Annotated in this window: 5 protein-coding genes and 1 pseudogene; 3 read left to right on the top strand and 3 right to left on the bottom strand. The window is 61.4% G+C overall.

Translation table 11 applies throughout. The annotated features are described in order from the left end of the window. From ACTIEN_RS07080 to ACTIEN_RS07070, 3 genes and pseudogenes are all read left to right on the top strand, one after another. Positions 1-995: pseudogene (locus ACTIEN_RS07080) on the top strand (cobaltochelatase CobT-related protein); the annotation flags it as partial. 196 nt (positions 996-1,191) lie between these two features. After that, positions 1,192-2,973, top strand: a complete 1,782-nt coding sequence (locus ACTIEN_RS07075) for an aminopeptidase P family protein (protein ID WP_439522420.1) — start codon at positions 1,192-1,194, stop codon at positions 2,971-2,973. 59 nt (positions 2,974-3,032) lie between these two features. After that, entirely contained in the window at positions 3,033-3,377 is a 345-nt protein-coding gene (locus tag ACTIEN_RS07070) for a DUF427 domain-containing protein (protein WP_439522419.1), read from the top strand. A 9-nt stretch (positions 3,378-3,386) separates the two neighbouring features. Here ACTIEN_RS07070 and ACTIEN_RS07065 read toward each other — a convergent pair whose 3' ends face one another. The 3 genes from ACTIEN_RS07065 to ACTIEN_RS07055 form a co-directional block, all read right to left on the bottom strand. Then, positions 3,387-5,063 (bottom strand): chloride channel protein, encoded by a 1,677-nt coding sequence (locus ACTIEN_RS07065; RefSeq protein ID WP_439522418.1) that lies wholly within the window; start codon positions 5,061-5,063, stop codon positions 3,387-3,389. A gap of 118 nt (positions 5,064-5,181) precedes the next feature. After that, positions 5,182-6,840, bottom strand: a complete 1,659-nt coding sequence (gene recN / locus ACTIEN_RS07060; protein ID WP_439522417.1) for a DNA repair protein RecN — start codon at positions 6,838-6,840, stop codon at positions 5,182-5,184. A gap of 41 nt (positions 6,841-6,881) precedes the next feature. After that, entirely contained in the window at positions 6,882-7,736 is an 855-nt protein-coding gene (locus ACTIEN_RS07055; protein ID WP_439522416.1) for an outer membrane protein assembly factor BamD, read from the bottom strand. Positions 7,737-7,839: the final 103 nt, after the last annotated feature.

The raw sequence follows: 7,839 nt of genomic DNA, 5'->3' as shown, positions 1-7,839 counted from the left end.
CGCTTGAACCGCCTCCCCCTGCGCCGATCTCGGAAGCGGATCCGGATTACAAGGTGTTCGACACCACCCATGACGAGGAAATCCTCGCCGAGGATCTGGCTGAACCGGTCGAGTTGGAACGCCTGCGCGCCTATCTTGACCAGCAGCTTGAACCGCTCAAAGGCGCGGTGAGCCGCCTGGCGAACAAGTTGCAGCGCCGTTTGCAAGCGCAGCAGAACCGGTCGTGGGAATTCGATCTGGAGGAAGGCATTCTGGATGCCGGTCGCCTTGCCCGCGTGGTGGCGAACCCGACGACTCCGCTGTCCTTCAAGGTCGAGAAAGACACCGAGTTCCGCGACACGGTGGTGACGTTGCTTCTGGACAATTCCGGGTCGATGCGCGGACGGCCCATATCCATCGCGGCGATCTGTGCCGACGTTCTGGCAAGGACACTGGAACGCTGCTCGGTCAAGGTGGAGATACTTGGTTTCACCACCCGCGCATGGAAGGGCGGACAGGCGCGCGAGAAGTGGCTGAACGAAGGCCGTGAACAACAACCCGGCCGTCTGAACGACCTGCGTCACATCGTCTACAAGAGTGCCGATGCGCCCTGGCGGCGGACGCGGTCCAACCTCGGGCTGATGATGAAGGAAGGCCTGTTGAAGGAAAATATCGACGGCGAAGCGCTTGAATGGGCACACCGGCGAATGCTGCACCGTTCCGAGGCGCGCAAGATCCTGATGGTGATTTCGGATGGCGCGCCGGTGGATGACAGCACCCTGTCGGTGAACCCGGCGAATTATCTGGAAAAGCACCTGCGCGACGTGATCGCCATGGTCGAGCGGCGACGCCAGGTCGAATTGCTGGCCATCGGCATCGGCCATGACGTAACGCGCTACTACGAACGTGCGGTGACGATCACCGATGTCGAACAGCTTGCAGGTGCGATGACGGAACAACTGGCCTCACTCTTTGACAGTGACCCGCGCGCGCGGGCGCGGTTCATGGGGATCAAGGGGATCAGGCGCGCGAGTTGATCCATTTGGATCGGACCGGCGATGCCGGTCCGACAGACGCGGCCCTTTGGGCCGCTTCTTGTGCATATTTGGAAAAAGAAGAAGCCGGATACGCGTCCCCTCCCCGGCTGTGCGAGGGGTTGCCTCTTTGCCCGTTTCCGGGTTCGCATGGGAAAAACCGAAGGAAGACCGCGCCATGTTCCAGAGCTTTTCAGAGACCTCTTCGCCCGAACAAGGCCCGCCCCGGCTGGCCGCGCTGCGCGCAGAGATGGCGCGCGATGGGCTGGACGGGTTCATCATTCCCCGCGCGGACGCACATCAGGGCGAATACGTTGCCGACAGGGACAGTCGGCTGGCGTGGCTGACCGGGTTTACCGGTTCAGCGGGGTTCTGCGTGGCGCTTGCCGACATGGCGGGTGTGTTCATCGACAGCCGCTACCGCGTTCAGGTGCGTGCGCAGGTGGCGGATGTGTTCACGCCTGTCGACTGGCCCGAAACATCCCTGGGTGAGTGGATTTGCGACACCTTGAACGGACCTGGTGTCGTCGGCTTTGATCCGTGGTTGCACACCGTGTCCCAGATCCGAGAGCTTGAAGAAAGCGCAGGCCGTGTCACCCTGCGCCGCACCGACAATCTTGTGGACCGTATCTGGGAAGACCAGCCGCCGCCACCTGCGACGTCGGCCTTTGAACAACCCGTCGATCTGACCGGCGAGCCGCATGAGTCCAAGATCACCGGTCTTGCGCAAACGCTTGGCGCTGCGACTTGCGCCGTCCTGACCCTGCCCGACAGCATTTGCTGGCTTTTGAACATTCGCGGTGATGACGTGCCGCGCACGCCCTTTGTGCATGGATTTGCAATATTGCACGCCTCTGGCGAAGTGACGTTTTTTTGTGATGCGGCCAAGCTGGCCAACCTTGGCGATCACCTTGGACCCAAGATGCGCGTCGCCCCGGTGGATGCGTTCCTGCCGACGCTGGCGTCGATTGCGGGACCGGTTCGGATTGATCCCGCCTCTTGCCCGGTGATCGTGGCTGATACGCTGGCTGGTCACCAGACAGACATCATCGAAGCACAAGACCCTTGCGCCCTTCCCAAGGCGTGCAAGACCGAGGCAGAACTGGAGGGTGCCCGCGCCGCGCACCTGCGCGATGGCGCGGCGATGGCACGCTTCCTGTGTTGGCTGGACAGCCAGCCCGTTGCAAGCCTGACCGAGATCGATGTGGTCAGGCAGCTTGAAAGCGAACGCGCGGCCACCAATGCGCTGCGTGATATCAGCTTTGACACCATCTCGGGCGCAGGCCCAAACGGGGCCATCGTGCATTACCGGGTTACGGAAAAGACCAACCGGAAAGTGGCGCAAGGCCTGCTTTTGGTCGACAGCGGCGGACAATATGTCGATGGCACCACGGACATCACCCGCACGATCGCTATTGGTGAGGCTGGCGCAGAAGAGCGGCGCGCGTTCACTCTGGTGCTCAAGGGGATGATCGCGATTTCGCGGCTGCGCTGGCCCAAGGGACTGGCCGGGCGCGACATGGATGCGCTGGCGCGGGTCGCGTTATGGGACCACGGGCTGGACTATGGTCATGGCACAGGGCACGGCGTCGGATCCTATCTGAGCGTACATGAAGGGCCACAGCGGTTGGCCCGCACGGGAACCGTGCCGTTCATGCCGGGGATGATCCTGTCGAATGAACCGGGCTTCTACAAGGAAGGTGCCTTTGGCATCCGCATCGAGAACCTGATCATTGTCGAAAGGGCCGACGCCCTGCCCGGCCAGACCGTGCCGGAGATGTTCACATTCGAGACTCTGACCTATGTTCCCATTGATACCCGACTGATTGATGAGAGCCTTTTGACCAGCGCTGAACGGGACTGGCTGAACACCTATCACGGCGATGTCCTGTCCCGGATCGGCCCGTTGGTCGAAGGCGATGTGGCGCTCTGGCTGGCCAAGGCCTGCACACCAATCTGACCATAAACATTTACATTCCCCCGCTAACCCCCATACATCGCAGACAAAAGGGATGGATCATGCAAAAACACATTACAATCAGACCCGCCAACGGCACCTGGGTCGTGCGCGCAGGTGGTGCCGTGATTGCGGAAAGCAGCGATGCACTGGAATTGACCGAGGGCGACATGCCCTTTGTGATTTACTTCCCGCGATCCGATGTGGCGATGGCCTTTCTGGACCACTCGGATTACCAAACGACCTGCCCACACAAGGGAACAGCCAGCTATTTGGACATCGTTTCAAAAAGCATGACCTACAAGAACGCGGTCTGGAGCTATGTGAGTCCAAAGCCAGAGGTCGCGGAGATCAAGGATCACCTTGCCTTCTGGGTTCAGGATGGCGTGACCGTCGAACAAGTCTGATCACCTGATCTAGCTGTGCTCTTCCTCGGCCGTCGCCGCCAGGGCACGGTTGTAGGCCTTGAGAGCATCCACATGGAACAATGCGCCTTGCAGGACCGGCGCATTGTCCTCTCCCTCAAGTCTCACCACCGGCAGAAACGCCACGCCCGATTTGTCAAACAGCGGCAGAGCGGTTTCCAGCGTCGCCTGCGCCTGAACATAAAGCCCTTGTTCGATCATGGTCAGACAGGCCTCTTCGTCCGCTGCATTGGACTCTGTGGGTTTGCGCATCACACCCTGCACCCGGAACATCGCCAACAGATAGGCTTGCGGCCCAGCTGCCAGATGCACGTTGCGCCGCTCCAGTTGGGTCAGGAAGAAGGACCGGTCGACCAAACGCGCGGACACGGCGGTGGACATCGACACCGACACCATCACCGCCAGCCCGGTCTGCCAGTCACCCGTCAATTCGAACACGATCAGCGTGGTCGAGATCGGCGCACCCAGAACCGCTGCCGCCACAGCCCCCATACCCGCCAGCGCATAAAGTGTTGCTGTGCCGGACTGATCGGGGAACAGGCCCGTGGCGATCAGGCCAAAGGCGAGCCCGGTCAAGGCGCCAAGCATCAGGGACGGCGAAAAGACTCCGCCGCCCATGCGGCCGCCCATTGTGATCGCCACCGCGACCACCTTGAGCATCGCAAAGACCACCGCCTCGTGCCACAGCAACGCGCCGGTCAGCGCGCGCGACGTGGTCTCGTAGCCGACCCCGATGATATGAGGAAACCAAATCGCCAACGCACCCAGCATCACACCTGCAACGGCCGGGCGCAAAAGATGCGGCAAACCCATATTGCGCTGAAAGCGCGAGCCGACATCATCGGCAAGAAACACCGCGCGCATCATCGCAACCGCGACCAGACCGCAAATCAGGCCAAGGATAAAGAACGCGGGCAATTCCAGGTAGAACTCGACCGTGGTTGTGCCGGGAAGCGTGAATTCGGTCACGTCTCCGAACACCAACCTGTTGATCACCGTTCCCGCCGCACTGGCCACCACGATGGGGGCAAAGGCATGTACGGCGAAATGTCTGAGAATGACCTCAAGCGCAAACAGCGCCCCGGCAATCGGCGCGTTGAAACTGGCCGACACGGCTGCCGCCACGGCACAGCCCAGCAGATCCCGCCCCGTGATTCCGTCCGCGCGGATCGTGTTCGACACCCAGGACGAAATCATTGCGGCGATATGCACCACCGGCCCTTCCCGACCGGAACTGCCGCCGGTGGAAAGCGTGATCCACGAACAGATGGCAGAGGCGATACCGGCCTTCTTTTCGACCCGTCCATCGTTCAATGCTGCGCCTTCGATGACATCGGCCACTGACCGCACCCGCCCATCCGGCATGAAGTAATGCACGATCACACCGACAACCAACCCGCCAAGTGTCGGGATGGCCAGAAGCATCCACCACGGCAACCCTTCGGCATAACTGTGGATCGTCGTCACGCTTGGCGTGCCGTAGACACTTGTCTGCAAGAAGGTGATCGCCAATCGGAACAGGGTGGCCGCAAGACCTGCGGCAATCCCGATCAACAACGCGATCAGCCAGAACTGGAACTGCGACGGTCCCTTGTGGCGCAACAAATCCCAGCCGCGCGCGAACTGTCTCTTCGTTGCCTGTAACTGACCACGCAAAGCCGGCGCCATGCCAAGCGGTCCTTTCGGGGAAAGCGATACCACGCCAAAAATCTTCTGTTTTTCAAGGCTTATCCAATGCGCCTGAAGTGTCCACCCCTGACGCGATCAAACTCTGTGACGGTCGATGTCAGGACACACCCGCAAGCAACGCCCGCGCGGCTGCACGGGCTTCTGCCGTGATGGTGTCGCCCGACAACATGCGTGCAATCTCACCCTCGCGGGCCGGCGCATCCAGCGAAATGACGGTCGAAGTGGTCTGTTCGTCAACAACATGCTTTTCGACACGCCAGTGATGAGCACCCAACGCGGCAACCTGTGGCGAATGGGTGACCACAAGAACCTGCCCGCCCTCGGCCAATGCCGCCAACCGTCGCCCGACAGCATCGGCCGTTGCGCCACCGACGCCCCGGTCGATCTCGTCAAAGATCATGGTCAACCCAGCGTCGCGCTGTTCCGACAGGCAGACCTTGAGGGCCAACAGAAAGCGGCTGAGTTCCCCACCCGACGCGATCTTGCCGATGGGCCCGGCCGGTGCCCCCGGATTGGTCGCCACGGTAAAGGCAACCGCATCGCTGCCCTCTGGTCCTGCGGATGCTTCGGAGACATCGGTGACAAACACCGCGCGTTCCATCTTGAGCGGGGCCAGTTCGGCACAGACCGCCTTGTCCAGACGCCGCGCCGCCGCAACACGGCTGTCCCGCAGCGCGGTTGCTACTGACTGATACGCCGCTTCCGCCGCGCGCAGCTCGGATTGCAGGTGCCCCATCCGATCCGCGCCCTGATCCAGCGCCGTCAGACGGTCGCGCAGATTATCCGCCAGTCCCGGCAGGTCATCCGGAGACACGCCGTGCTTTCGTGCCAAAGCGCGCAATGCGAACAGGCGCTCTTCGGTTGCTTCCAGGTCGTGTGGATCGAACACCAGCGCCTCAAGCGTGTCGGACACACCGCGTGCGGCCTCGTCCAGTTCGGCCATCGCGCGCGCAATGGCGGCCAATGGATCGTCCAACTGCCCTTCGGCAGCATCGCTTACCCCTTCGAGCCAGCGCAGGGCGTCAGCCATCGCGCCTTCGGCCCCGTCCGGTCCCATGACCTGAGCGGCACGCACGATATCATCGCGAATGCGTTCCGCCCCTTGCATCATGCGCCTCTTGGCATCCAGTTCGCCGTCCTCGCCCGGCTCGGGTGACAACTTGTCCAACTCATCGACCGCGTGGCGCAGGAAGTCTTCCTCGGCCTGTGCTGCCGCATAGGCTTTTTCCGCTTCGGCCAGTCCCTTGCGGGCCTTTGACAGGGTCGTCCAGGCAATCCGCACGTCGGCCAGCAGGCGATCATGCCCGGCAAACTGATCCAGCAGCGCCCGGTGCCCCTTGGGGTTCAACAAGCCGCGATCATCATGTTGCCCGTGCAATTCGACCAAGCTGTCAGACAAGGCACGCAGCATTTCGCCCGTCACCCGCCGATCATTGACCCACCCGGTCTTGCGCCCATCAGCGGTGTTCACACGTCGCAGGATCAATTCATCCGCGTCTTCAAACCCGGCTTCGGCCAGGACATCATGTGCCGGATGGCCCTTTGGCAGATCGAACACCGCGGTGACCTCGCCCTGATCGGCCCCGCTACGCACCAGTTCGGCACGCCCGCGCCAGCCAAGGACAAAGCCCAGGGAATCCAGCAGGATCGACTTCCCCGCGCCGGTTTCGCCGGTCAGTACGTTGAGACCCGGCTGGAACTCGAGCTCCAGCCGGTCGATGATCAACATGTCCCGTATTTCAAGCGCACGCAGCATTCTGTGCAACCGGGTGCGTGGTCAGACGCACCGCCCCCCGATCAAAGCCACTGACCCTTGACCATCTGGCGATACACCTGCCGCAGCCAATTGTCCCCTGTCGCCTTCAACTCAAGCCCCCGGCCCGTCAGCAGTTTGAAACTGTCCTCGTACCAATCGGTCGACTGATAGTTGTAGCCAAGAATCGCACCAGCGGTCTGCGCCTCGTCGGTCAGACCCAGCGACAGATACGCCTCGACCAAGCGATGCAACGCTTCGGCGGTGTGCGTCGTCGTCTGGAAATCCTCAACCACCGACCGGAACCGGTTGATCGCTGCCGCATAGTGATCACGTTTGAGGTAGTAGCGCCCGATCTCCATTTCCTTGGCCGCAAGATGGTCGAAGGCCAGATCGAACTTGAGCACCGCGGACCGCGCATATTCGCTGTCCGGGTAGCGTTCGATCACCGTACGCAACGCCTGAAGCGCCTGGAAGGTCAGACCCTGGTCACGGCCCACTTCTTCGATCTGGTCATAATAGCTGAGGGCGAGAAGATACTGCGCATAAGCTGCATCTTCGTCCGTCGGGTAAAAATCGATATACCGCTGCGCGGAACCCCGGCTGTTCTCGTAATCCTTGTTCTGGTGATAGGCGTAGGCCTGCATGATCACAGCCCGCTTGGCCCATTCCGAATACGGATACAGACGTTCGACTTCCGAGAAATAGAACGCCGCGTCTTCCGGGTCGCTGCGATCCAGTTCGAATTCGCCACGCTCGTAGATTTGTTCTGCCGTAAAATTTTCGATCGGCACGCCACCGGGGCCAAAGCCCGGACGTTCGCCATTGCCGCACGCCGTCAGCGTCACAACCAAGAGCCCCGCCCCGATCACAGCTCTTGCGTATCTGCCCGCTGCCATGCCCGTCACCTTCGATTCACCGCCGTGGCTATATGTGCCACTTGTCTGCCTTTGGTCCTAGCACAATAAATCCCAAGGCAAAACGCCTTTGGACTGCAATAGT

This window comes from Marivita sp., from assembly GCF_051859345.1.
Classification (GTDB): Bacteria; Pseudomonadota; Alphaproteobacteria; order Rhodobacterales; family Rhodobacteraceae; genus Marivita.
Note: the sequence above shows the minus strand (reverse complement) of the source record. Positions and strands in the feature narration are given on the sequence as shown.